This window comes from Xanthomonas sacchari (assembly GCF_024266585.1).
Taxonomy (GTDB): Bacteria; Pseudomonadota; Gammaproteobacteria; order Xanthomonadales; family Xanthomonadaceae; genus Xanthomonas_A; species Xanthomonas_A sacchari_C.
The window spans coordinates 3,457,980-3,479,936 of sequence record NZ_CP100647.1 but is presented as its reverse complement, the minus strand read 5'-3'; the positions used below and the strand labels follow the sequence as shown (position 1 = coordinate 3,479,936).

19 protein-coding genes and 2 tRNA genes are annotated in these 21,957 nt (G+C 67.3%); all 21 read left to right on the top strand.

The features are described 5' to 3' along the window. The first annotated feature begins 66 nt into the window (after window positions 1–66). The 21 genes from tpiA to infB all read left to right on the top strand — a co-directional run bounded on the left by tpiA (window position 67) and on the right by infB (window position 21,846). On the top strand, window positions 67–828 hold the full coding sequence (tpiA, locus tag NKJ47_RS14465) for a triose-phosphate isomerase (protein ID WP_254458537.1): 762 nt from the start codon (window positions 67–69) through the stop codon (window positions 826–828). Between the two features lie 62 nt (window positions 829–890). Continuing rightward, complete coding sequence (secG, locus tag NKJ47_RS14460; RefSeq protein WP_152245707.1) at window positions 891–1,325, top strand: preprotein translocase subunit SecG; 435 nt, start codon at window positions 891–893, stop codon at window positions 1,323–1,325. A gap of 50 nt (window positions 1,326–1,375) precedes the next feature. Beyond that, window positions 1,376–1,460, top strand: a tRNA-Leu gene (locus NKJ47_RS14455). A 107-nt stretch (window positions 1,461–1,567) separates the two neighbouring features. Next, window positions 1,568–1,924, top strand: a complete 357-nt coding sequence (locus NKJ47_RS14450) for an NADH-quinone oxidoreductase subunit A (protein ID WP_010343005.1) — start codon at window positions 1,568–1,570, stop codon at window positions 1,922–1,924. Then, window positions 1,915–2,469, top strand: a complete 555-nt coding sequence (locus NKJ47_RS14445; protein ID WP_010343006.1) for a NuoB/complex I 20 kDa subunit family protein — start codon at window positions 1,915–1,917, stop codon at window positions 2,467–2,469. The genes NKJ47_RS14450 and NKJ47_RS14445 overlap by 10 nt, the downstream gene beginning before the upstream one ends. Before the next feature lie 32 nt (window positions 2,470–2,501). After that, window positions 2,502–3,251, top strand: coding sequence for an NADH-quinone oxidoreductase subunit C (locus NKJ47_RS14440; protein WP_184449321.1), 750 nt, complete (start codon window positions 2,502–2,504; stop codon window positions 3,249–3,251). Then, window positions 3,248–4,555 (top strand): NADH-quinone oxidoreductase subunit D, encoded by a 1,308-nt coding sequence (locus NKJ47_RS14435; RefSeq protein ID WP_254458536.1) that lies wholly within the window; start codon window positions 3,248–3,250, stop codon window positions 4,553–4,555. The genes NKJ47_RS14440 and NKJ47_RS14435 overlap by 4 nt, the downstream gene beginning before the upstream one ends. Then, the gene (nuoE, locus tag NKJ47_RS14430; RefSeq protein ID WP_010343009.1) at window positions 4,552–5,079 is read left to right on the top strand and encodes an NADH-quinone oxidoreductase subunit NuoE; all 528 of its coding nucleotides are present in this window, start codon (window positions 4,552–4,554) and stop codon (window positions 5,077–5,079) included. Before NKJ47_RS14435 ends, nuoE begins: the two co-directional genes overlap by 4 nt. Before the next feature lie 5 nt (window positions 5,080–5,084). After that, the gene (nuoF, locus tag NKJ47_RS14425) at window positions 5,085–6,428 is read left to right on the top strand and encodes an NADH-quinone oxidoreductase subunit NuoF (protein WP_209031858.1); all 1,344 of its coding nucleotides are present in this window, start codon (window positions 5,085–5,087) and stop codon (window positions 6,426–6,428) included. Continuing rightward, on the top strand, window positions 6,425–8,674 hold the full coding sequence (gene nuoG, locus NKJ47_RS14420) for an NADH-quinone oxidoreductase subunit NuoG (protein ID WP_254458535.1): 2,250 nt from the start codon (window positions 6,425–6,427) through the stop codon (window positions 8,672–8,674). The genes nuoF and nuoG overlap by 4 nt, the downstream gene beginning before the upstream one ends. Next, window positions 8,671–9,762, top strand: coding sequence for an NADH-quinone oxidoreductase subunit NuoH (nuoH, locus tag NKJ47_RS14415; RefSeq protein ID WP_254458534.1), 1,092 nt, complete (start codon window positions 8,671–8,673; stop codon window positions 9,760–9,762). Before nuoG ends, nuoH begins: the two co-directional genes overlap by 4 nt. Window positions 9,763–9,765: 3 nt before the next feature. After that, a complete protein-coding gene (gene nuoI / locus NKJ47_RS14410; protein ID WP_012915532.1) occupies window positions 9,766–10,254 on the top strand; it encodes an NADH-quinone oxidoreductase subunit NuoI in 489 nt (162 codons plus the stop codon). 9 nt (window positions 10,255–10,263) lie between these two features. Next, window positions 10,264–10,911: an NADH-quinone oxidoreductase subunit J gene (locus NKJ47_RS14405; protein ID WP_254458533.1), complete on the top strand. Its 648-nt coding sequence runs from the start codon at window positions 10,264–10,266 to the stop codon at window positions 10,909–10,911. Then, window positions 10,908–11,213: an NADH-quinone oxidoreductase subunit NuoK gene (nuoK, locus tag NKJ47_RS14400; protein WP_017908131.1), complete on the top strand. Its 306-nt coding sequence runs from the start codon at window positions 10,908–10,910 to the stop codon at window positions 11,211–11,213. Before NKJ47_RS14405 ends, nuoK begins: the two co-directional genes overlap by 4 nt. Window positions 11,214–11,220: 7 nt before the next feature. Further along, the gene (gene nuoL / locus NKJ47_RS14395; protein WP_254458532.1) at window positions 11,221–13,383 is read left to right on the top strand and encodes an NADH-quinone oxidoreductase subunit L; all 2,163 of its coding nucleotides are present in this window, start codon (window positions 11,221–11,223) and stop codon (window positions 13,381–13,383) included. A 20-nt stretch (window positions 13,384–13,403) separates the two neighbouring features. After that, window positions 13,404–14,906 (top strand): NADH-quinone oxidoreductase subunit M, encoded by a 1,503-nt coding sequence (locus tag NKJ47_RS14390; protein ID WP_254458531.1) that lies wholly within the window; start codon window positions 13,404–13,406, stop codon window positions 14,904–14,906. Between the two features lie 36 nt (window positions 14,907–14,942). Beyond that, window positions 14,943–16,418, top strand: coding sequence for an NADH-quinone oxidoreductase subunit NuoN (gene nuoN, locus NKJ47_RS14385; protein WP_254461436.1), 1,476 nt, complete (start codon window positions 14,943–14,945; stop codon window positions 16,416–16,418). Window positions 16,419–16,635: 217 nt separating this feature from the next. Continuing rightward, window positions 16,636–16,712, top strand: a tRNA-Met gene (locus NKJ47_RS14380). Window positions 16,713–16,919: 207 nt separating this feature from the next. Further along, a complete protein-coding gene (gene rimP / locus NKJ47_RS14375) occupies window positions 16,920–17,525 on the top strand; it encodes a ribosome maturation factor RimP (RefSeq protein ID WP_254458530.1) in 606 nt (201 codons plus the stop codon). Next, window positions 17,522–19,033 carry a transcription termination factor NusA gene (gene nusA, locus NKJ47_RS14370; RefSeq protein ID WP_254458529.1) on the top strand — a complete coding sequence of 504 codons (1,512 nt, stop codon included), beginning with the start codon at window positions 17,522–17,524 and terminating at the stop codon, window positions 19,031–19,033. Before rimP ends, nusA begins: the two co-directional genes overlap by 4 nt. Window positions 19,034–19,128: 95 nt before the next feature. Further along, entirely contained in the window at window positions 19,129–21,846 is a 2,718-nt protein-coding gene (gene infB / locus NKJ47_RS14365) for a translation initiation factor IF-2 (protein WP_254458528.1), read from the top strand. The last annotated feature ends 111 nt before the right edge of the window (window positions 21,847–21,957 follow it).

The following is a 21,957-nucleotide window of genomic DNA, read 5'->3' as shown; positions in this document are numbered from 1 at the left end:
GGACGATGCCTGCCCTTGGCGGCGCATCGGCTATCCTCTCCGCACTTTTTCGCCGGAGATGCGCCGATGCGACGCAAGATCGTAGCCGGAAACTGGAAATTGCATGGCACCCGCCACTTCGCCGCCGACCTGGTGCGGGAGATCGTCGCTGGGCTGCATGAGGCCGAGCACGAGGTGGAGGTGGTGATCCTGCCGCCGCTGCCGTACCTGGGCGACCTGATCGAAAATTTCGAGGACCGGCTGCTGCGCTTCGGCGCGCAGGACGTCAGCAGCAACGAGAAGGGCGCCTATACCGGCGAGGTGTCGGCGGCGATGCTGGTCGACGTGGGCGCGGACTACGGCCTGGTCGGGCACTCGGAGCGGCGCCAGTACCACCAGGAGAGCAACGAGCTGGTGGCGCAGAAGTTCGCCGCGGCTGTGCATGCCGGGCTGATCCCGATCCTGTGCGTGGGTGAGACCCTGGAGCAGCGCGAGGCCGGGCGCACCGAGGCGGTCATCGCCGCGCAGCTGGCGCCGGTGCTGGAGCGGGTCGGCGCCGAGGGCTTCGCCCGCGCGGTGGTGGCCTACGAGCCGGTCTGGGCGATCGGCACCGGCCGCACCGCCAGCCCGGCGCAGGCGCAGGCGGTGCACGCGTTCATCCGTGGCGAAGTGGCGGCGCGCGATGCTAGAATCGCGGATTCGTTGCCGATCCTGTATGGCGGCAGCGTCAAGCCCGACAACGCCGCCGAGCTGTTCGCGCAGCCGGATGTCGACGGCGGGCTGGTGGGCGGCGCCTCGCTGGTCGCCGCGGAGTTCCTGGCCATCGTGCGAGCGGCGGCCGCCTGTTGAGCGAACGGCTGCCGGTGGCGGCCGCTCGTCCCCCAAGTCGTACTGTCCGGACGGATTTCGAAATGCTGATGGTCATCCTCAATGTGGTCTACGTGCTGGTGGCGATCGCGATGATCGCGCTGATCCTGATGCAGCGCGGCGCCGGTGCGGCGGCGGGTTCCGGGTTCGGCGCCGGCGCGTCCGGTACCGTGTTCGGATCGCGCGGCGCGTCCAACTTCCTGTCCAAGTCGACCAAGTGGCTGGCGGTGGTGTTCTTCGCCATCAGCCTGTTCATGGCCTGGTACGCCGGCCATAGCGCGCGTCCGGCCGACGCCAATCTGGGCGTGATGTCGCAGTCCGCCACCCCGGCGCCGGCCGCGCCGGCCGGCGAACTGCAGGTGCCGCAGGCGCCGTCGGCTGCCGCTGCGGCCCCGGCTGCCCCCGCCGCCGCCCCGGCCGCCCAGCAGGCGCCGGAAAAAGCGCAAGAAAAGTCGCCTGCCCCGTCGCAGAAAGACTGAAGGCGGTTACAATATGCTGCGCGGCGGGATTGCCGTGCGGTTTTACGCAAGCCCAGGTGGCGGAATTGGTAGACGCACTACCTTGAGGTGGTAGCGACTTAGGTCGTAGGGGTTCGAGTCCCCTCTTGGGCACCATTGTTTGGCTACGGTTTCTGCGCGAAGGCATCACGCCCTCGCTCGGAGAATCGTCTATCCCATGCCTGCGCGGCACGCGTGCGGGCACAGGCAAGAGAGAATCGCGAGTGCTGGCCGAATATTTGCCGACCCTGCTGTTTCTGATCGTGGCCACCGGTATCGGCGTCGCGCTGATGCTGGTGGGGCGGTTCCTCGGTCCCCGGCGTCCCGACCTGAAGAAGCTGTCGCCCTACGAGTGCGGCTTCGAGGCCTTCGAGGACGCGCGCATGAAGTTCGACGTGCGCTACTACCTGATCGCCATCCAGTTCATCGTCTTCGATCTGGAAATCATCTTCATCGTGCCGTGGACGCAGGTGTTCATGGACCTGGGCGCTCGTTCCCTGGTCACCATGGGCCTGTTCGTGGGCATGTTGTTCCTCGGTTTTGTCTACGTGTGGAAGAAGGGAGCGCTGGAATGGGAGTGATTCAGACCCTGGATCGCCTGATGACCAACCCGATCCCGGAAGGGCGGGTGGACGACATCCTGCGTCCCGAAGGCGAGAACCCGCTGCTGGAGAAGGGTTACGTCACCACCAGCGTCGATGCGCTGCTGAACTGGGCGCGCACCGGCTCGATGTGGCCGATGACCTTCGGCCTGGCCTGTTGCGCGGTCGAGATGATGCACGCCGGCGCCGCGCGCCTGGACCTGGACCGCTACGGCGTGGTGTTCCGCCCGTCGCCGCGCCAGTCCGACGTGATGATCGTCGCCGGCACCCTGGTCAACAAGATGGCCCCGGCGCTGCGCAAGGTCTACGACCAGATGCCGGACCCGAAGTGGGTCATCTCGATGGGTAGCTGCGCCAACGGCGGCGGCTACTACCACTACTCGTATTCGGTGGTGCGCGGCTGCGACCGCATCGTGCCGGTGGACGTCTACGTCCCGGGCTGCCCGCCGACCGCCGAGGCCCTGGTCTACGGCATCCTGCAGTTGCAGAAGAAGATCTGGCGAACCCAGACCATCGCGCGCTGATTCCTCTTTCCTCGAGAGCACGCCAAGCCCCCATGGCAGAGCAAGCATCTTCCTTTAGCGACCGACTCGGCGCCCGTTTCCCCGGTAGCCAGGTGTTCGTGGCCCTTCCGCGCGGCGAAGTCACCCTGGAAGTGCCGGCCGACGCCTGGCACGCCACCTGCCTGGCGCTGCGCGACGAGTTCGGTTTCGAACAGCTGTCCGACCTGTGCGGCGTGGACTACCTGGGCTACGGCAGCGACGAGTGGGATACCTCGGACGTGTCGTCGCACGGTTTCAGCCGCGGCGTCGAAGGCAAGGCCGTGGGCCGTTTCGCCTGGGGCGAGTTCCCCAGCGGCGAGGCCGCCGGCGGCGCGCAGCCGTTGCCGGTGCCGCAGCAGCGCTACGCGGTGCTGGCGCAGCTGATTTCCTACCGCCACAACCAGCGCCTGCGCGTGCGGTGCTACGCGCCGAACGAAGACCTGCCGGTGGTGGCCTCGGTCACCGACATCTGGCCGGGCGCGAACTGGTTCGAGCGCGAGGCGTTCGACCTGTTCGGCGTGGTGTTCTCCGGCCACCCGGACCTGCGCCGCATCCTCACCGATTACGGCTTCGTCGGCCATCCGTTCCGCAAGGATTTCCCGCTGATCGGCAACGTCGAAGTGCGCTACGACGAAGAGAAGCAGCGCGTGATCTACGAGCCGGTGACCTCGGTGGAGCCGCGCGTGGGCGTGCCGCGCGTGATCCGCGACGATGCGCGCTACCAGACCGCGGCGGGCGAAGCACAGAAGGAGTCCGCCAAGTGAGCGAGTACCACCAGGCGCACGACGCGTTCGCCAGCAATCCTGCCGAAGCCAAGCAGGAGATCCGCAACTACACGATGAACTTCGGCCCGCAGCATCCGGCCGCGCACGGCGTGCTGCGCCTGATCCTGGAGATGGACGGCGAGACCGTGGTCCGCGCCGATCCGCACATCGGCCTGCTGCACCGTGGCACCGAGAAGCTGGCCGAGTCCAAGCCGTTCAACCAGTCGATCGGCTACATGGATCGCCTGGACTACGTGTCGATGATGTGCAACGAGCACGCCTACGTGCGCGCGATCGAGACCCTGATGGGGATCGAGGCGCCGGAGCGTGCGCAGTACATCCGCACCATGTTCGACGAGATCACCCGCATCCTGAACCACCTGATGTGGGTCGGCTCCAACGGCCTGGACCTGGGCGCGATGGCGGTGATGCTGTACGCGTTCCGCGAGCGCGAAGAGCTGATGGACGTCTACGAGGCGGTGTCGGGCGCGCGCATGCACGCGACCTACTACCGCCCAGGCGGCGTCTACCGCGACCTGCCGGACCGCATGCCCAAGTACCAGGAATCGCGCTGGCACAAGGGCAATGCGCTGAAGCGCCTCAACGCCGCGCGCGAAGGCTCGATGCTGGACTTCCTCGAGGAGTTCACCAACACCTTCCCGGCGCGCGTGGACGAGTACGAGACCCTGCTCACCGACAACCGCATCTGGAAGCAGCGCACCGTCGGCATCGGCGTGGTCACCCCGGAGCAGGCCTACGCCTGGGGCATGACCGGCGTGATGCTGCGCGGCTCGGGCATCGCCTGGGACCTGCGCAAGAAGCAGCCCTACGCCAAGTACGACAGCGTGGATTTCGACATCCCGCTCGGCACCAACGGCGACTGCTACGACCGCTACCTGGTGCGCGTGGCCGAGATGCGCGAGTCCAACCGCATCATCAAGCAGTGCGTGCAGTGGCTGAAGGCCAACCCGGGCCCGGTCATGGTCGAGAACTTCAAGGTGGCGCCGCCCAAGCGCGCCGACATGAAGGACGACATGGAAGCGCTGATCCACCACTTCAAGCTGTTCAGCGAAGGCTACTGCGTGCCGGCCGGCGAGACCTACTGCGCGGTCGAGGCGCCGAAGGGCGAATTCGGCTGCTACCTGATGTCCGACGGCGCCAACAAGCCGTTCCGCGTGCACCTGCGCGCGCCGGGCTTTGCCCACCTGTCGTCGATGGACGCGATCGTGCGCGGCCACATGCTGGCCGACGTGGTGGCGATGATTGGTACCTATGATCTGGTGTTTGGTGAGGTCGACCGATGAAGGCGACAGGTAATTTCGAAGCGGCGCGCGACGTCGATCCGATGGTGGTGCTGAGCGACAAGACGCGCGCGCACATCGATCACTGGCTGAGCAAGTTCCCGCCCGACCGCAAGCGTTCGGCGGTGCTGCAGGGCCTGCATGCGGCGCAGGAACAGAACCAGGGCTGGCTGACCGACGAATTGATCGCCGGCGTGGCCAAGTACCTGGAGCTGCCGCCGGTGTGGGCCTACGAGGTCGCCAGCTTCTACTCGATGTTCGAGACCGAGAAGGTCGGCCGCAACAACGTCGCGTTCTGCACCAACATCAGCTGCTGGCTCAACGGCGCCGAGGATCTGGTCGCGCACGCCGAGAAGAAGCTCGGCTGCAAGCTGGGCCAGTCCACCGCCGATGGCCGGGTCTACCTCAAGCGCGAGGAAGAATGCCTGGCCGGTTGCGCCGGCGCGCCGATGATGGTCATCAACGGCCACTACCATGAGCATCTGACCAAGGACAAGGTCGACGAATTGCTGGACGGGTTGGAGTAACGGCAATGGCACAGCATCCCCACGCCCCCACCGGTCCGGTCGGCCCCGCGCCGCAGCCGCACCAGGTGGTGTACACCACGCTGCACTACGACACCCCGTGGTCCTACGAGAGCTACCTGAAGACCGGTGGCTACGCCGCGCTGCGCAAGATCCTCGAAGAGAAGATCCCGCCGGAGCAGGTGATCGAGATGGTCAAGCAGTCGAACCTGCGCGGCCGTGGCGGCGCCGGCTTCCCGACCGGCCTGAAGTGGTCGTTCATGCCCAAAGGCGCGCCGCAGAAGTACATCCTGTGCAACTCGGACGAATCCGAGCCGGGCACCTGCAAGGACCGCGACATCCTGCGCTACAACCCGCATTCGGTGGTGGAGGGCATGGCCATCGCCTGCTACGCCACCGGTTCCACCGTGGGCTACAACTACCTGCGCGGCGAGTTCCACCACGAGCCGTTCGAGCATTTCGAGCAGGCCCTGGCCGACGCCTACGCCAATGGCTGGCTGGGCAAGGACATCCTCGGCAGCGGCATCGACATCGACATCTACGGCGCGCTGGGCGCCGGCGCCTACATCTGCGGCGAAGAGACCGCGTTGATGGAGTCGCTGGAAGGCAAGAAGGGCCAGCCGCGCTACAAGCCGCCGTTCCCGGCCAACTTCGGCCTGTACGGCAAGCCGTCGACGATCAACAACACCGAGACCTACGCCTCGGTGCCGGCGATCATCCGCAACGGCCCGGAATGGTTCCTGGGGCTGAGCAAGACCAAGAACGGCGGCCCGAAGATCTTCTCGGTCTCCGGCTGCGTGCAGAAGGGCGGCAACTTCGAGGTGCCGCTGGGCACCACCTTCGACGAACTGCTGGAGATGGCCGGCGGGCTCAAGCCGGGCCGCACCCTCAAGGGCGCGATCCCGGGCGGCGTGTCGATGCCGGTGCTGAAGGCCGAGCAGCTCAAGGGCCTGCAGATGGACTACGACACCCTGCGCGCGCTGGGCACCGGCCTGGGCTCGGGCGCGATCGTGGTGCTGGACGACAGCGTCTGCTGCGTGAAGTTCGCCTGCCGCATCTCGCAGTTCTTCCACAAGGAGTCCTGCGGCCAGTGCACCCCGTGCCGCGAGGGCACCGGCTGGATGCACCGCGTGCTGGAGCGCATCGTCGCCGGCAAGGCCACGATGGAAGACCTGCACCAGCTGCGCACCGTCGCCGGGCAGATCGAAGGCCACACCATCTGCGCCTTCGGCGAAGCGGCGGCCTGGCCGATCCAGGGCTTCCTGCGCCAGTTCTGGGACGAATTCGAGTACTACATCGTCAACGGTCATTCGATGGTTGACGGCAAGAAGCTGGAGGCAGCCGCGGCATGAGCGCGCAACCCAACAATCCCGGCGCGACCCCGGCAGTGGTGCCGGACGGCCATGTGACCGTCGAGATCGACGGCCAGTCGCTGGTCGTGCCGAAGGGCTCGATGATCATCCAGGCCGCCGACAAGGCCGGCATCCCGATCCCGCGCTTCTGCTACCACGAGAAGCTGCCGATCGCGGCCAACTGCCGCATGTGCCTGGTCGACGTCGAGAAGTCGCCCAAGCCGTCGCCGGCCTGCGCCACGCCGGTCATGGACGGCATGAAGGTGCAGACCCGCAGCGACAAGGCGCTGAAGTACCAGCGCAGCGTCATGGAATTCCTGCTGATCAACCACCCGCTGGACTGCCCGATCTGCGATCAGGGTGGCGAGTGCGAGCTGCAGGACGTGTCGCTGGGCTATGGCCGTTCGGTCAGCCGCTTCAACGAGCGCAAGCGCGTGGTGCCCGACGAGGACATCGGGCCGCTGGTCGCCACCGAGATGACCCGCTGCATCCAGTGCACGCGCTGCGTGCGCTTCACCGCGGACATCGCCGGCACCTACGAGCTGGGCGGTATGTACCGTGGCGAGAACCTGCAGATCGGCACCTACGACGGCAAGCCGCTGACCACCGAGCTGTCCGGCAATGTGGTCGACGTGTGCCCGGTCGGCGCGCTGACCAACAAGGTGTTCCAGTTCCGCGCACGCCCCTGGGAGTTGGTGGCGCGCGAGTCGCTGGGTTACCACGACGCGATGGGTTCCAACCTGTTCCTGCACGTGCGTCGCGGCGAAGTGCTGCGCACCGTGCCGCGCGACAACGAAGCGGTCAACGAGTGCTGGCTGTCCGACCGCGACCGCTACTCGCACCAGGGCCTGTATGCCGAGGACCGCGCACTGCGGCCGATGCGCAAGGTCGACGGGCAGTGGCGCGAGGTGTCGTGGGCGGAAGGGCTCTCCGCCGCGAGCGAGATCCTCAAGGCCAACCGTGGCGACGCGCTGGGCGTGCTCGCGCATCCGTCCACCTCCAACGAGGAGGGCGCGCTGCTGGCGCGCCTGGCCGAGGGCCTGGACAGCGGCAACCTCGATCACCGCGTGTACAACCGCGACTTCTCCGATGTCGCGCTGGCCGAGCCGTTCGCGCTGCCGCTGGCGGAGATCGAACAGGCCGACGTGGTGGTGATCCTGGGCAGCAACCTGCGCCACGAACTGCCGCTGCTGCATGCACGCCTGCGCAAGGCGCGGATGCAGCGCCAGACCAAGGTGTATTCGATCAATCCGGTCGACTTCGACGTGGCCTTCGACCAGGCCGGCCGTCAGATCGTGGCGCCGTCGAAGTTCGCCGAGGCGCTGGCCGACGCTGCGCTGCGCGAGGCGGTGCAGGGTGCCGGCCGTGCGGTGCTGATCGTCGGCGCGCTGGCCGAGAACCATCCGCAGGCCGCTTCGCTGCGTACCGCTGCGCGCGAGTTCGCGACGGCCACCGGCGCGGCGCTGTGCCGCATCCCGCAGGGCGCCAATGCCCTGGGCCTGGCGCGCTACGGCGTGCTGCCGCGCAGCCGCAACGTCGCGGCGATGCTGGCCGAGCCGCGCAGCGCCTACGTGCTGTACGGCCTGGAGCCGGGCCTGGACTTCGCCGACGCCGCGGCCGCGCGCAGCGCGCTGGCCGGCGCCAAGGTGGTGGCGTTCAGCCACTTCGCCTGCGCCTCCACCCGCGACGTGGCCGACGTGATCCTGCCGATCGGCGCCCTGCCGGAAATCGAGGCGACGCTGACCAACCTCAACGGCAACGACCAGCGCACCCGCGCCGGCGGCAAGCTGCCGGGCGAGGCCCGCGAGGGCTGGCGCGTGCTGCGTGCGCTCGGCGGCGAGCTGGGCCTGCAGGGCTTCGAGTTCATCGACCTGGCCGGGCTGCGCGATGGCCTGCAGCCGCGCGAGGTCGCCGCGGCGAGTTCGGCGCAGCCGGCACGCCAGGACCAGGGCCTGGAACTGGCCGCCAGCCCGGCGATCTACCGCACCGATGCGGTGGTGCGCCGTGCGCAGGCGCTGCAGCAGCATCCGCTGAACCGCGCGCCGGGCGTGGCGGTGCATCCGGACGAGGCCGCGCGCCTGGGCCTGAGCGACGGACAGATGGTCAAGGTCGGCACCGCGGCGGGTAGCGCCACGTTGCCGCTGACGACGGACAAGCGGGTCGCGCCGGGCGCGGCCTGGATCGAAACGGGCCACGGCGCGACCGCGCCGCTGGGCGCCGGTCGGGTGACGGTGGTGGCTGCATGAACGAGATGCTGTTGAACGTGGTCGACCCGCTGCACCAGTGGCTCCTCGGCCTGGGCGCCCTCGGCGTGGTCCTGTGGATCGTGCTGAAGATCCTGGTGATCGCCGTGCCGGTGATCGTCGCGGTGGCGTTCTACGTGGTCTGGGAACGCAAGCTGATCGGCTGGATGCACGTGCGCCACGGGCCGATGTACGTGGGCATGGGCATCTTCCAGGCCTTCGCCGACGTCTTCAAACTGCTGTTCAAGGAAATCATCCAGCCCAGCAGCTCGCACAAGGCGATGTTCGTGATCGCGCCGCTGATCACTCTGGCGCCGGCCTTCGCCGCCTGGGCGGTGGTGCCTTTCGACGCCAAGCTGGTGCTGTCCAACGCCAACGCCGGCCTGCTGTACCTGCTGGCGATGACCTCGCTGGGCGTGTACGGCATCATCCTGGCCGGCTGGGCGTCCAACTCCAAGTACGCCTTCCTCGGCGCGATGCGCTCGGCGGCGCAGGTGGTCAGCTACGAGATCGCGATGGGCTTCGCCCTGGTCGGCGTGATGATCGCCGCCGGCAGCCTGAACCTGAGCACGATCGTGCAGGCCCAGGCCGGCAACTCCGGGTTCTTCGACTGGTTCCTGATCCCGCTGTTCCCGCTGTTCATCGTGTACTGGGTGTCCGGCGTGGCCGAGACCAACCGCGCGCCGTTCGACGTGGTCGAAGGCGAGTCGGAAATCGTCGCCGGCCACATGGTCGAGTATTCGGGCGGTGCGTTCGCGCTGTTCTTCCTGGCCGAATACGCCAACATGATCCTGGTCAGCTTCCTGGTCTCGCTCTTCTTCCTGGGCGGCTGGCTGAGCCCGATCCAGGGCTGGGTCACCGCGGACGTCTCGCCGTGGGTCAACTGGATCTGGACCGGCGGTTGGCCCTGGCTGCTGATGAAGGTGCTGTTCTTCGCCAGCGCGTACATCTGGTTCCGCGCCAGCTTCCCGCGCTACCGCTACGACCAGATCATGCGCCTGGGCTGGAAGGTGTTCATCCCGCTGACGATCGTGTGGATCGCGGTGACGGCATTGATGGTGTTCTACGGCGTGATCCAGAAGGGCGTGTAAGCGATGAATAAAATCACCCATTACTTCAAGAGCCTGCTGCTGCTCGAGCTGCTCGGCGGCCTCTGGCTGACCTTGAAGTACACGTTCCGTCCCAAGTACACCGTGCTGTACCCGATGGAGAAGTTCCCGCAGTCGCCGCGCTTCCGCGGCCTGCACGCGCTGCGCCGCTACCCCAACGGCGAAGAGCGCTGCATCGCCTGCAAGCTGTGCGAGGCGGTGTGCCCGGCGCTGGCGATCACCATCGACTCGACCAAGCGCGAGGACGGCACCCGCCGCACCACCCGCTACGACATCGACCTGTTCAAGTGCATCTACTGCGGCTTCTGCGAGGAAAGCTGCCCGGTGGATTCGATCGTGGAGACCCAGGTGCTGGAGTACCACTTCGAGAAGCGCGGCGAGAACATCGTCACCAAGCCGCAGTTGCTGGCGATCGGAGACCGGCTCGAGGCCGAGATCGCCGAGCGCCGCGCCGCCGACGCTCCCTTCCGCTGAGGTTCCGAAATGGATTGGGTAAATATCGCTTTCTGGATCTTCGCCACCATCGCCGCGGTCGCCGCCGGCGCGGTGATCAGCGTGCGCAACCCCGTGTATGCGGTGCTGTGCCTGATCCTGACCTTCTTCTCCATCGCCTGCGTGTGGCTGCTGGTGGGCGCCGAGTTCCTCGGCGTGACCCTGGTGCTGGTCTATGTCGGCGCGGTGATGGTGCTGTTCCTGTTCGTGGTGATGATGCTGGACATCGACACCGCCCGCATGCGCGAGGGCTGGGTGCGCTACCTGCCGGTCGGCCTGGTGGTGGCGGTGGCGATGCTGGTGCAGATGATCACCCTGATCGGCGTCAAGGCGCGCAGCGCCGCGCCGTTCCCGGCCGACAACGCCGCGGCGCAGGCGGCCGACACCTCCAACATCACCTGGCTGGCCAAGACCCTGTTCACCCAGTTCCTGCTGCCGTTCGAGTTCGCCGCGATCATCCTGACCGTGGCGGTGGTGGCCGCGGTGATGTTGACCCTGCGTAAGCGCACCGGCATCAAGACCCAGAACCCGGGCGACCAGTCGCGGGTCAAGGCCGGCGATCGCCTGCGCATGGTCAAGATGGACGCCGAGAAGCCCACGCTCCACACTCCGCCGGCATCGCAGGAGGGCCAGCCATGATCTCCCTAGGCCATCTGCTGGCGCTCGGCGCGGTGCTGTTCTGCATCGCCCTGGCCGGCATCTTCCTCAACCGCAAGAACGTCATCGTGCTGCTGATGTCGATCGAGCTGATGCTGCTGTCGGTCAACATCAACTTCGTCGCCTTCTCGCGCGAGCTCGGCGACGCCGCCGGCCAGTTGTTCGTGTTCTTCATCCTGACCGTGGCCGCGGCCGAAGCCGCCATCGGCCTCGCGATCCTGGTGACGCTGTTCCGTACCCGCCACACGATCAACGTGGCCGAAGTCGATTCGCTGAAGGGCTGACCCGCAGATGGAAATTACGCTCTCCAAGAGTCTGCTGATCGCGGTGGTGCTGGCCCCGCTGGTCGGCAGCATCATCGCCGGCCTGTTCGGCCGTCAGGTCGGTCGCAAGGGTGCGCAGTTCGCCACCATCCTCGGCGTTGCGATCAGCTGCGCGCTGTCGTGCTGGACCCTGTACCAGCTGGTCGGGCAGGGCGCCTCGCCGTTCAACCAGAACCTCTACACCTTCTTCGAGGTCGGCCACTATTCGGCCCACGTCGGCTTCATGGTCGACCGCCTGACCGCGATGATGATGGTGGTGGTGACCTTCGTGTCGCTGCTGGTGCACATCTACACCATCGGCTACATGGCCGACGACCCGGGCTACCAGCGCTTCTTCAGCTACATCTCGCTGTTCACCTTCTCGATGCTGAGCCTGGTGATGAGCAACAACTTCCTGCAGCTGTTCTTCGGCTGGGAAGCGGTGGGCCTGGTGTCGTACCTGCTGATCGGCTTCTGGTTCAAGCGCCCGACCGCGGTGTTCGCCAACATGAAGGCGTTCCTGGTCAACCGTGTCGGCGACTTCGGCTTCATCCTCGGCATCGCCGGCGTGCTGCTGTGGTTCGGCACGCTGGACTACGCCACCGTGTTCGCCAACGCCACCGCGGTGCTGGGCAGCGAGGCAGCCGGCGGCCTGGCCCAGGTGCAGCTGTTCCAGGGTCATGCCTGGAACGTCTCCACCATCATCTGCGTGTGCCTGTTCATCGGCGCCATGGGCAAGTCGGCGCAGGTGCCGCTGCATGTGTGGTTGCCGGACTCGATGGAAGGCCCGACCCCGATCTCGGCGCTGATCCACGCCGCGACCATGGTCACCGCCGGCATCTTCATGGTGGCGCGCATGTCGCCGCTGTTCGAGCTGTCGCAGACCGCGCTGAACTTCGTGCTGGTCGTCGGCGCCACCACCGCGTTCTTCACCGGCCTGATCGGCATCGTGCAGAACGACATCAAGCGCGTGGTCGCCTACTCGACGCTGTCGCAGCTGGGCTACATGACCGTGGCGCTGGGCGTGTCGGCGTACTCGGCGGCGGTGTTCCACCTGATGACCCACGCCTTCTTCAAGGCGCTGCTGTTCCTGGCGGCCGGCTCGGTGATCATCGGCATGCACCACGAGCAGGACATGCGCAAGATGGGCGGCCTGCGCAAGTACATGCCGATCACCTACTGGACCAGCGTGATCGGCACCCTGGCGCTGGTCGGCACCCCGTTCTTCGCCGGCTTCTACTCCAAGGACACCATCATCGAGGCGGCCCAGCTTCATGCCGAGGGCGCGCCGTTCTGGAGCATCGCCAGCTACGGCTACTGGGCCGTGCTCGGCGGCGTGCTGATCACCAGCTTCTACAGCTTCCGCCTGCTGTTCCTGACCTTCCACGGCCAGGAGCGCTTCCGCGATGCGCCCGCGCACGACGACGCGCATCATGACGCCCACGGCGCGCATGTCGACGACGACCACGCCCACGACGATCACAGTCACGACGATCACGGTCACGGCCATCATGGCGCGCACGAACCGCACGAGTCGCCGTGGGTGGTGACGGTACCGCTGATCCTGCTGGCGATCCCGTCGATCGCGATCGGCTTCTTCACCATCGGCCCGATGCTGTTCGGCACCGACTGGGCGGGGCACCATGCCGCGGCGGCGATCAAGGGCCAGGCGGTCAGCTTCTTCACCGGCATCGTCGACTTCTACAATCCGGCGCGCGACACCGTCGGCGCGCTGGCCGAGGAGTTCCACGGCCCGGTCGCGTTCGCCCTGCACGGCCTGACCCAGCCGCCGTTCTTCCTGACCCTGGCCGGTTTCGCCCTGGCCTGGATCCTGTACCTGTGGAAGCCGGAACTGGCGGCGAAGGCACGCAAGACCTTCTCGGTGCCGGTGTGGATCCTCGAGAACAAGTACGGCTTCGACAAGCTCTGGATCGGTGGTTTCGCCGGCGGCGGCCTGCGCCTGGGCAAGGTGTCGCGCGCGGTGGATACGCATGTCGTGGACGGCATCATGGTCAACGGCACCGCGCGCGTGATCGACCTGGCGGCCAACCTGCTGCGTCGCACGCAATCCGGTTTCCTCTATCACTACGCCTTCGCGATGATCGTCGGTCTCATTGCCCTGCTGGGCGTGCTGATGCATTTCTGGCGTTGACCTGTACGGAATAAGAACACGTGTCGAACTGGCCTCTACTCTCCATCCTGATCTGGCTGCCGATCGTCGGCGGCGCCCTGGTGCTCGCCCTGCGTGATGCGCGTGCGGCGCGCTGGGCGTCGCTGCTGGTGGCGTTGCTGACCTTCGCGCTCAGCGTGCCGCTGCTCACCGGTTTCGACTACGCCAGCGACGCGCTGCAGTTCGTCGAGACCCACGCCTGGATCCCGGCGTACAACATCGGCTACAACCTCGGCGCCGACGGCATCGCGGTGGCGCTGATCGTGCTGACCACGTTGGTCACGGTGCTGGCGCTGATCGGCGCCTGGACCTCGATCGACAAGCGCGTCAACCAGTACGTGGCCGCGTTCCTGATCCTGGAAGGCGTCACTGTCGGCATTTTCGCCGCCACCGACGCGATGCTGTTCTACGTGTTCTTCGAGGCGATGCTGATCCCGATGTTCCTGATCATCGGCATCTGGGGCGGCCCGCGCCGCATCTACGCCGCGGTCAAGTTCTTCCTGTACACCTTCCTCGGCTCGGTGCTGATGCTGGTTGGGTTGATCTACCTGTACCTGAAGGGCGGCAGCTTCCAGCTCGCCGACCTGTACCAGCTCTCGCTCACCTCCAAGGAGCAGACCTGGCTGTTCTTCGCCTTCCTGATCGCCTTCGCGGTCAAGGTGCCGATGTTCCCGGTGCACACCTGGCTGCCGGACGCGCACGTGGAAGCGCCGACCGCCGGTTCGGTGATCCTGGCGGCGATCGCGCTGAAGATCGGCGGTTACGGCTTCCTGCGCTTCAACCTGCCGATCCTGCCCGACGCCAGCAACGAGTGGGCATGGCTGGTGATCGCGCTGTCGCTGATCGCGGTGATCTACGTCGGCCTGGTCGCGCTGGTCCAGGACGACATGAAGAAGCTGATCGCGTATTCCTCGATCGCGCACATGGGCTTCGTCACCCTCGGCACCTTCGTCGCCTTCGCCCTGGTCGGCTTCGGCAGCGTCGACGCCGCGCGGCTGGGCCTGCAGGGCGCGATGGTGCAGATGATCTCGCACGGCTTCGTGTCCGGCGCCATGTTCTCCTGCGTGGGCGTGCTGTACGACCGCATGCACACCCGCCGCATCGCCGACTACGGCGGCGTGGTCAACGTGATGCCGTGGTTCGCGACCTTCGCGATGCTGTTCTTCATGGCCAACGCGGGCCTGCCGGGCACCAGCGGTTTCGTCGGCGAGTTCATGGTCATCATGGCCAGCTTCCAGGCGCACCCGTTGCTGGCCTTCGGCGCGGCGACCACCCTGGTGATCACCGCCGCCTACACCCTGTGGCTGTACCGCCGCGTGTTCTTCGGCGAGGTCGCCAATGCGCACGTGGCCGAGCTGAAGGACATCAACGGCCGCGAGGCGCTGGTGCTGGGCGTGTTCGCGGCCGGCGTGCTGGCCCTGGGCCTGTATCCGAAGCCGTTGACCGACCTGATGGAGCCCTCGATCGCGAAGCTGGCGGCGCAGATCGCCACCAGCAAGCTGTAAGCGGCCGTCGAGCGTATTGATTCCAGAGATTTGATGATGACCACCCCTGCGCTGCTGCCTCTGACCACCGTCGACCTGCCGCCCCTGCTGCCCGAGCTGGTGCTGACGGCCGGTGCCTTCTTCCTGCTGATGCTCGATCTGTTCATCAGCGAGCGCAACAAGGTCTGGACCCACATCGTCTCGGTGGCGATCCTGGTCGCGGTGTTCGCGATGCTGGTGGCCGGCGTGGGCGGGCAGGGCGAGGTGTTCCACGGCATGTTCGTGCGCGATGCCGCCGCCGACGTGATGAAGACGGTGATCGTCGGCCTCAGCGCGCTGACCCTGATCTACGGCTGGAGCTACCTGCGCGAGCGCAAGCTGTACCAGGGCGAGATCCCGGTGCTGGTGCTGTTCGCCACCGTCGGCATGATGATCCTGGTCTCGGCCGGCAGCCTGCTGATGGTGTACCTGGGCCTGGAACTGCTGGCGCTGTGCTCCTACGCGCTGGTCGCCTCCAGCCGCGACAACGGCATGGCCACCGAAGCGGCGATGAAGTACATCGTGCTCGGTTCGCTGGCGTCCGGCCTGCTGCTGTACGGCATGTCGCTGATCTACGGCGCCACCGGCACGCTGAGCCTGGCCGGCATCCACGAGGCGATCGGCAGCGGCCGCGAGCACACCCTGCTGCTCACCGGCACCGTGTTCATGATCGCCGGCGTCGCCTTCAAGCTCGGCGCCGCGCCGTTCCACATGTGGCTGCCGGACGTCTACCAGGGCGCCCCGGCGCCGGTCGCGCTGTTCATCAGCTCGGCCTCCAAGCTGGCCGCGTTCGGCATGGCCTACCGCCTGCTGGAAGTGGGCGTGGGTCCGCTGGCGCCGCAGTGGCACTGGGTGATCGGCGGCCTGGCGGCGCTGTCTCTGGTGGTCGGCAACCTGATGGCGGTGGCGCAGAGCAACCTCAAGCGCATGCTGGCGTACTCCACGGTCTCGCACATCGGCTTCCTGCTGCTGGGCGTGGCCGGCGGCGGCGAGCGCGGCTACGCGGCGGCGCTGTTCTACGCGATTTGCTACGCGGTGATGTCCACCGCCTCGTTCGGCGCGATCATCGCGTTGTCGCGCAAGGGCTTCGAGGCCGAGAACATCGACGACTTCAAGGGCCTGAACGCGCGCAACCCGTGGATGGCGCTGCTGGTGCTGTGCATCATGGCCTCGCTGGCCGGCGTGCCGCCGTTCCTGGGCTTCTGGGCCAAGCTGGCGGTGCTGGGCGCGGTGGTCGCGGTGCCCGACCAGAACCTGTGGTGGACCGGCCTGGCGGTGCTGTCGGTGCTGTGCGCGGTGATCGGCGCCTTCTATTACCTGCGCGTGATCAAGGTGATGTATTTCGACGAGCCGGTCGGCGCGCCGCTGCCGGCCAACGACGACCGCGTGCTGGGCGTGGTGCTGGGCGTCAATGCGCTGGGCCTGCTGGCCTTCGGCCTGGCCTGGAGCCCGCTGATGGCGTGGTGCCAGCGCGCCTTCGCGCACCTGGCCTGATCGCGAACCGATCGCGAAAGGGCGGCTTTCCCGCTGTTTCCGCCAACGCCGCCGCAGGGCGGCGTTGGCGTTTTTGCATTTGGCGATGCGATTACTGTTTCGTTTTCCATCGTGTGCGGTTATCATGGCGTCCTTCGCACGGCAGCCTCGCTACCGCGTCGAGATGAAAATCAGGGCTTGCAATCGACGCACTGATTCTTCATAATTCCGCTTCTGCTGCGGGGTGGAGCAGTCTGGCAGCTCGTCGGGCTCATAACCCGAAGGTCGCAGGTTCAAATCCTGCCCCCGCTACCATATTTGTCTGCAGCGGCAACCAGTACACCGGTTGCCTGCGGCAGGGAAATCTGGGCTTCGCGATGACGCATGTTCCCGTCGTCGCAACCGGAATCCAGAGTGACCGGAGTTTTACCGGACAAGGGGCCCAGAGGGCCCTTTGTCGTTTCCGGGGTCCGGGAAATGCACGCAATCGACTCTTCAACCATTTCAGATGCAAGGCAGGCTGTGAGCGACAAGGCAAACGAAATCGCGACTCTGCTGGGCCCGACCGTGGACGCGTTGGGCCTGGAACTGCTGGGGGCCGAGTACCTGCCGGCCCCCGGCGGCGCCACGCTGCGCCTGTACATCGACGTGCCGCTGGCCGAGCAGCCCGAGCGCGTGGTCAATATCGACGACTGCGAGCGGGTCAGCCGCGAGGTCTCGGCGCAGCTGGACGTGGAAGACCCGATCAGCGGCAACTACACGCTGGAAGTGTCCTCGCCGGGCGTGGACCGGCCGCTGTTCAGCGCCGAACAGTTTTCCCGCCACCAGGGCGAATCGGCCAAGGTGGTGCTGAAGCTGCCGCAGCAGGGCCGTCGGCGCCTGCAGGGGCGCATCGTGCAGGCCGACGCCGCTGCCGGCCGCATTACCTTCGAGGTCGACGGCGCCGAACTGGCGGTGGACTTCGACAACATCGACAAGGCGCGGATCCTGCCCGACTGGGCGGCGCTGGGCCTGGCGCCGACCAAGCCGGGCAAGGGCCCCAAGCCGGCCGGCAAGAACGCAAAATCCAATAAGAAACCATCCAACGAACCGGCGGCCGACGAGGCTGCGCGCGGAGCGAAAGAATGAGCAAGGAACTGTTGCTGGTAGTCGACGCGGTGGCCAACGAGAAGGGCGTGCCGCGCGAAGTGATCTTCGACGCGATCGAGGCCGCCTTGGCGTCGGCGGCGAAGAAGCGCTACCCCGACCAGGACGTGCTGACGCGCGTCACCATCGACCACAAGGACGGCACCTACGAGACGTTCCGGCGTTGGGAAGTGGTGGCCGACGATGTGGTGATGGAGTCGCCCGACCGGCAGATCCGCCTGATGGACGCGGTCGACGAGGCCGAGGGCGTGGACGTCGGCGACTACATCGAAGAGCAGATCGAGAATCCGGACTTCGGCCGCATCGCCGCGCAGGCCGCCAAGCAGGTGATCGTGCAGCGCGTGCGCGAGGCCGAGCGCCAGCAGGTGGTGGACGCGTGGAAGGATCGCGTCGGCGAGCTGGTCACCGGCGTGGTCAAGCGCGCCGAGCGCGGCAACATCTACGTGGACCTGGGCGGCAACGCCGAGGCCTTCATTCCCAAGGACAAGGGCATTCCGCGCGACGTGCTGCGCGCCGGCGACCGCGTGCGCGGCTACCTGGCCGAAGTGCGTTCGGAGCCGCGCGGCCCACAGCTGTTCATCAGCCGCGCCGCGCCGGAATTCATGATCGAGCTGTTCAAGCTGGAAGTGCCGGAAGTGGGCCAGGGCCTGGTCGAGATCAAGGCCTGCGCGCGCGACCCGGGCGACCGCGCCAAGATCGCGGTGCTGGCGCACGACACCCGCACCGATCCGATCGGCGCCTGCATCGGCATGCGCGGTTCGCGCGTGCAGGCGGTGTCCAACGAGCTCAACGGCGAGCGCGTGGACATCGTGCTGTGGAACGACAACCCGGCCAACTTCGTCATCAACGCGATGGCGCCGGCCGAGGTGCAGTCGATCATCGTCGACGAAGAGAAGCACTCGATGGACCTGGCGGTGGCGGAAGACCGCCTGGCCCAGGCGATCGGCAAGGGCGGGCAGAACGTGCGCCTGGCCAGCCGCCTGACCGGCTGGCAGCTCAACGTGATGACCGCCGAGCAGGTCGCGGCCAAGTCCGAGGCCGAGCAGGCCGTGGCCCGCCAGCTGTTCATGGACAAGCTGGAAGTGGACGAGGAGATCGCCGCAATCCTGGTCGCCGAGGGCTTCAACTCGGTCGAGGAAATCGCCTACGTGCCGGTCGGCGAGCTGCTGGCGGTGGAAGGCTTCGACGAGGACATCGTCGAGGAACTGCGCGCTCGCGCCCGCGACGCGCTGCTCAACGAGGCGCTGGCCGCCGAGGAGAGCGACGAGGATGGTGTGCCGGCGGCGGACCTGCTGTCGCTGCCGGGCATGGACGAAGCCACCGCCTACGCGCTGGCCGGTCATGGCGTGCGCACCAGCGAGGACCTGTCGGATCTGGCTGCCGACGACATCCTCGAGTTCGGCATCGAGGACCTGGACAAGGACCGCGCCGCGGCCCTGATCCTGGCCGCCCGCGCCGAGGAGATCGCCCGCCTGGAGCGCGGCGAATGAGTCAGCGATGAATGCCGCCCTGACCCGATCAGGGCTTAGAATCCGCGCTACCTTCGCACGCGGCGAGGGGGCGCCAACCAGATCATAGGATCCGAATGTCGCAGCAAACCACCATCCGCAAGCTGGCCGAACTGGTGAACACGCCGGTCGAGAAACTGCTGGTTCAACTGGCTGACGCCGGGATGAAGTTCAGCGGTCCCGACCAGGTCGTCACCAGCACCGAAAAGATGAAGCTGCTGGGCTTCCTGCGCCGTACCCACGGCAAGACCGACAAGCCGGTCGAGGAAGAGGCCCAGGCGGCGCCGAAGAAGATCACCCTGAACCGGCGCAAGCTGCAGGAAGTGACGGTCAGCGCCGGGCGCAGCAAGACCACGGTCAACGTCGAGGTCAGGCAGAAGCGCACCTACGTGAAGTCGGCCGAGGACCTGGCCGCCGAGCGTGCGGCGCCGGCCGCGGGCGGACGGGTGGACGACGAGCGCGCCGAGATCCTGCGCAAGCTGGAGGAATCCAAGCAGCGCAACCTGGCCGAGCAGCAGAAGCTCGCCGAGCAGGACCGTGCGCGCGCCGAGGAAATCGAGCGCAAGCGCAAGGCCGAGCAGGAAGCGCGCGAGCGCGCCGAGGCCGAGCAACGCGCGGCCCAGGCCGCGCTGGAAGCCGCGTCGGCGCCGCCGGCCGCGACTCCGTCTGCGGCGCCTGCCGCCGACCGCAGCGCCGCCGCCCCCGCCGCGCCGCGCGCGCCGCGTCCGGCGGTGGCACCGCGTCCGGCCGGTGCGGCACATCCGGCCAAGCCGGCGGCGCCGCGCAGCGACGACCGCAACAATGCCAACAACAAGCACAAGACCCGCGGCTCGCACGTGATGGTCGCCGGGGTCGAGGACGACGACAGCACCAGCCGCTTCGCCGGCCAGCTGCACCTGTCCGCGGCCGACCGCGCGCGCCGTTCCAACGTGCGCGGCAAGCCGCGCGGCGGCAGCCACAGCGGCGGCCGTCGCCAGGCCGAGCCGTCGCGCAGCGGCGGCGGCGCGCATGGCTTCGAGCGTCCCACCGCACCGGTGGTGCGCGAAGTGGCGATCGGCGACACCATCACCGTGGCCGACCTGGCGCAGAAGCTCGCGCTGAAGGGCGGCGACGTGGTCAAGGCGCTGTTCAAGATGGGCGTGATGGCCACCATCACCCAGTCCATCGACCACGACACCGCTGCGCTGGTGACCGAGGAACTCGGCCACAAGCCGGTGCGTGCGGGCAGTGCCGACGCCGAGGACGCGCTGCTGGCGCACACCGAGGACGCGCAGGGCGAGAAGCTGCCGCGGCCGCCGGTGGTCACCATCATGGGCCACGTCGACCACGGCAAGACCTCGCTGCTGGACTACATCCGTCGCACCAAGGTCGCCTCGGGCGAAGCCGGCGGCATCACCCAGCACATCGGCGCGTACCACGTCGAGACCGACCGCGGCGTCATCAGCTTCCTGGACACCCCGGGCCATGCCGCGTTCACCTCGATGCGCGCGCGCGGCGCCAAGCTCACCGACATCGTGGTGCTGGTGGTCGCGGCCGACGACGGCGTGATGCCGCAGACGGTCGAGGCGGTCAAGCATGCGAAGGCGGCCGGCGTGCCGCTGATCGTGGCGGTCAACAAGATCGACAAGTCCGGCGCCGATCCGCTGCGGGTCAAGAACGAGCTGCTGGCGCAGGACGTGGTCGCCGAAGAGTTCGGCGGCGACACCCAGTTCGTCGAACTCTCGGCCAAGACCGGCCAGGGCATCGACACGCTGCTGGATGCGATCTCGCTGCAGGCCGAAGTGCTGGAACTGCGGGCGGTGGCCGAAGGCCGCGCCAGCGGCGTGGTGATCGAGTCCTCGCTGGACAAGGGCCGCGGCCCGGTGGCGACGGTGCTGGTGCAGCAGGGCGCGCTGAAGAAGGGCGACTACCTGGTGTGCGGCATCCAGTACGGCCGCGTGCGTGCGCTGTTCGACGAGACCGGCAAGCAGCCCGATTCCGCGGGTCCGTCGATCCCGGTGCAGGTGCTGGGCCTGTCCGGCGTGCCGGATGCCGGCGACGACTTCGTGGTCGTCGACGACGAGCGCCTGGCCAAGGACGTGGCGCAGCAGCGCGAGACCAAGCGCCGCGAGTCGCGCCTGGTGTCCTCGGCGGGCAGCCGCATGGAAGACATCATGTCGCAGCTCGGCAAGGGCGAAGGCCAGCTGTCGCTGAACCTGGTGATCAAGGCCGACGTGCAGGGTTCGGTGGAAGCGCTGAAGCAGTCGCTGACCGCGCTGTCCAACGAGCAGATCCGCATCAACGTGATCCACTCCGGCGTGGGCGGCATCACCGAGTCCGATGCGAACTCGGCGCTGGCGTCCAAGGCCACGGTGATCGGCTTCAACGTGCGTGCCGACGCCTCGGCGCGGCGCATCATCGAGACCAACGGCATCGACCTGCGTTACTTCTCGATCATCTACGACGTGATCGACCAGGTGAAGCAGGTGGCGTCCGGCCTGCTGGGCGTGGAGATCCGCGAAGAGATCATCGGTATCGCCCAGGTGCGCGACGTGTTCCGCAGCTCCAAGTTCGGCGCCGTCGCCGGCTGCATGGTGGTGGAGGGCGTGGTCAAGCGCAACAAGCCGATCCGCGTGCTGCGCGACAACACCGTGGTGTTCGAGGGCGAGCTGGAGTCGCTGCGTCGCTTCAAGGAGAACGTCGACGAAGTGCGCAACGGCACCGAGTGCGGTATCGGCGTGAAGGCCTACAACGACGTCAAGGCCGGCGACCAGATCGAGTGCTTCGAGCGCATCGAAGTGCAGCGTACGCTGTAAGAGCTGGGATTCGGGAATCGGGATTGGGGAATGGGAAGAGCGGGGCGCTGCAGGCGCGTCGCTCGTCCCGGCTCCTTCCCGATTCCTTTGTTCCGAACAACGAGATTTTCG